A 1,251-nucleotide genomic window follows, 5' to 3' on the forward strand; every position below is an offset into this window, starting at 1 on the left:
GAGTATCGCTTAGCGTTCAAACACATCTACCGATCCACACAATTTTCTGTCGATTTGGGTCAATGATTCTCCAATTGAATCATGAATAACATAAGTTCCCGCTTCATGGTCGTAAGGTGTATCTGCTTTATTTATAATTATTAATGGTACGTCCTTCCTTCTATATTGCGGGAAGGTAGAGAACGGAGTAACCTTAAGGCTTGTGCCCAACACCAAAATACAATCGGCCTGGTCAATAAGGTCAATTATTGTATTAAACCCCTTAGTAGAAAACCATTCACCTGCATCGCCAAATAACACAACATCCGGTTTGATATAACGGTCCATTTCCCTTTTGGTTTTACAATAGCTACAGACGTAAAAATCCGCCATTGTTTGAATACGAGAAACCATTTCCTCCGTTAGGTAGATTTTTCCGCAATGCAAACAGGATGAGGTTTTCATTGTTCCATGAAATTCAATAACGTTTTTACTGCCACCTTTTTGATGGAGGCCATCAATGTTTTGTGTAATAATATGTTGAACTTTGCCTTGAACCTCCCATTTTGCCAATATTTCATGTCCCTTATTCGGAATTGCATCAGGATGATAAAGATGCTCCATGGCAAACCGATAAAACTCTGCAGGATGTTGAAAGAAATAATCAAGAGAGAGAACGTATTCAGGCGCCATTTGATAAACGCCGGTTTTGGATCGAAAATCCTTGATTCCTGATTCTGTACTGATTCCGGCACCTGTCAGGACGAGAATGTTCTTGGCTTTTCCAATGAGGTTTGTACAAATTTCTATATTGCTGTCCATGTTAAACACTCCTAGTTAACCGTCAATATAATTAGTATTTGCTTGTTCTATTTGTTTTCATATAAAATCCCAACGTTTTTCCATTATATCTATATCCTTTATACTGACTTCCCCAAAATATTTATGAATAAAGCTGTCCTTTAAATTGAGACAGCACTATCTAATAATCGATTGCACAATACTCTACTTAATACATTAATTTAGTTTAGGATTTAGCCCTTTAATGTTAATAATTATTCTTGATAATTATTGTTCAACTTCCAATCTTTAAATTTTTCAAGGTCGCTAGAAATTTGTTTAATGGCAAAACCAATAACTGCTGCATCATCAAATAATCCTAAACCAACAATGAAATCTGGAATAAAATCTACAGGTGAAACAAAATAAATGATTGTAGCTATTATCATGATAATTGAACCTTTTGGTATCTCCCTGTATTCTCCCTTTATC

General features: G+C 35.4%; 2 protein-coding genes. Both read right to left on the reverse strand.

Annotated features, from left to right (window positions below; genetic code table 11):
* Positions 1-9 precede the first annotated feature (9 nt).
* The gene (locus tag V7150_RS25955; protein WP_335524071.1) at positions 10-801 is read right to left on the reverse strand and encodes an NAD-dependent protein deacylase; all 792 of its coding nucleotides are present in this window, start codon (positions 799-801) and stop codon (positions 10-12) included.
* A gap of 233 nt (positions 802-1,034) precedes the next feature.
* Positions 1,035-1,251: YkvA family protein (locus V7150_RS25960; protein WP_335524073.1), on the reverse strand; the 217-nt coding region annotated here is incomplete at its 5' end.

The sequence above is a fragment of the Neobacillus drentensis genome (assembly GCF_036965245.1).
Taxonomy (GTDB): Bacteria; Bacillota; Bacilli; order Bacillales; family Cytobacillaceae; genus Neobacillus; species Neobacillus drentensis_G.